The organism is Neisseria sp. P0021.S006 (assembly GCF_051956895.1).
Map to the genome: position 1 here is coordinate 1 of NZ_JBQCWZ010000196.1, position 1,997 is coordinate 1,997.

Genomic DNA, 1,997 nt, shown 5'->3' on the forward strand with positions numbered 1-1,997 from the left:
GCGTACATACTGGAGAAGGTGGTAAACACCATTACGGCAAAGGAAGTGCCGATGGCAAGATGCTGGGCATAGGGGTGGCCGCCTATGCCTTGCAGTTGCAATGCCCATAAGACGACGGGGACGATCAACGTACCACCGCCTACGCCAAATAGTCCGGCAATAAAGCCCGCCGCGCTGCCAACGGCGAGCAGGGAAAGGATGATGTCCCAAGACCACATTTCAGACGGCCTTGTCGTGTTTGTGAGTTTTATGGCGTTTTTTAAACCAACGGATGACTGCCATCACATAACCGGACAGGCTGTAACCGAGGAAAAACAGGAAGAGGACGAGCGAAGGCTTCCAGTTGATGAGCAGTAATACCAACACGGCCAACACCATGCCCATAAACGGCACTTGGCGGCGGATGTTGATTTCTTTGAAGCTCCAAAACGGAATCTGCACAATCATGGAAATGCCGGCAAACAGGGTGATACCCAATGCCCACCAATGCACGCCGGGGAAACGTTCGATGCTGTGATTGACCCAAATCAGGCCGACAATCAACGCAGCGGCGGTCGGGCTTGGAACGCCGATAAACCAGCGTTTATCGACTTTGCCGATAAGCGTGTTGAACAGCGCCAAACGCAGGGCGGCGCAGGCGCAGTAGATAAAGGCGACGGAATAGCCGATTTTGCCAAACTGCCAAAGTTGCCATTTGTAGGCAATTAGGGCAGGTGCCACGCCGAAGCTGACCATATCGGCAAGGCTGTCGAGCTGTTCGCCGAACGCGCTTTGGCTGTTGGTCAGCCGCGCTACGCGTCCGTCCATGCCGTCGAGTAGCATGGAAAGGAAAACTGCAATCGCCGCTGTTTCATAACGTCCGTGCATGGACTGGGTAATGGCGAAGAACGCGCAAAACAGCGCGGCGATGGTAAAGGAATTGGGCAGCAGGTAAATGCTGTTTTTGCGGATGGAGTTGCGTGGAGGAATCGGATTTTCTGTATTTTGTGCGTTGTCCATAATGTTTCCGTATATGCTGCGTGTGCAGATGAGGCATTATACCGCATTGGCAGGTTAAGGATTTTTAAAAGGCAGGCATAGTTTCACTTTATCGGCATAAAGTTTCAGACGGCCTTTATTCCATCAGTCAAACAACTCACCCTGCGCCTGCTCTTTGGTCACGCGTACGTCGGTTTCGCCGTCGGCAAAAGTGATGTGCAGTTTCTGTCCTTGTTTCAATGTATCGGCATTGCGGATGACTTGTCCGCGTGTGTTTTTGACGACGGAGAAACCTCGCTCCAGAATATGCTGTGGAGATACGGCTTCGAGCAATGCGGCTTGGGCGGTCAGGCTTTGACGGCGGTGGGCAAGCAGCTGGCGGAAGGAATGCGACAAGGCCGTCTGAAAGTGGGTTATGTTGTTTTTGTAAACGGAAACATCAGGACGGCAATGTTTCAGGGTTTGGGTTTGGCGTTCAAAACGGGCGGTATGGGCGCGGATGTTTTGCGTCATCGAGTAAGACAGCATTTGCGCCAGCTTGCTGATTGAAGCGCGCTGATCGTCAAGTTTTTGGCGCGGATGACGGATTTGCCGTGCGAGCCAGTCGAGTTTTTGGCTGGCATCGAAATAGCGTTGTTCCAAAACAGTTTTCAGACGGCCTTGCGCTTGGGCTAGACGAAGTAGCGATTCTTGGCGGTTGGGGCTGACCAATTCTGCTGCGCCGGTCGGTGTCGGTGCGCGTACGTCGGCGACGAAATCGGCGAGTGTGAAATCGGTTTCGTGTCCTACGCCGCTGACAACGGGAATTGCGCAGGCCTCAATGGCGCGTACGACCGGCTCTTCATTAAACGCCCATAAGTCTTCAATGCTGCCGCCGCCACGGCAGACAATCAGCACGTCACATTCGGCGCGTTGCGAAGCGGTTTTAATCGCTTGGGCAATTTGCAACTCGCTGCCTGTGCCTTGTACGGGCGTCGGATAAACGATAACGGGGATTTCGGGTGCGCGGCGGTTTAAGG

3 protein-coding genes are annotated in these 1,997 nt (G+C 53.7%); all 3 read right to left on the reverse strand.

What is annotated here, in order from left to right:
* Nucleotides 1-218, reverse strand: a 218-nt coding sequence (locus tag ACTHUM_RS12405; protein WP_440403000.1) for a TSUP family transporter, incomplete at its 3' end; no start/stop codon positions are given.
* A gap of 1 nt (nucleotide 219) precedes the next feature.
* Nucleotides 220-999, reverse strand: coding sequence for a CDP-diacylglycerol--serine O-phosphatidyltransferase (gene pssA, locus ACTHUM_RS12410; RefSeq protein ID WP_107792490.1), 780 nt, complete (start codon nucleotides 997-999; stop codon nucleotides 220-222).
* Nucleotides 1,000-1,122: 123 nt separating this feature from the next.
* Nucleotides 1,123-1,997, reverse strand: an 875-nt coding sequence (xseA, locus tag ACTHUM_RS12415; protein WP_440403001.1) for an exodeoxyribonuclease VII large subunit, incomplete at its 5' end; no start/stop codon positions are given.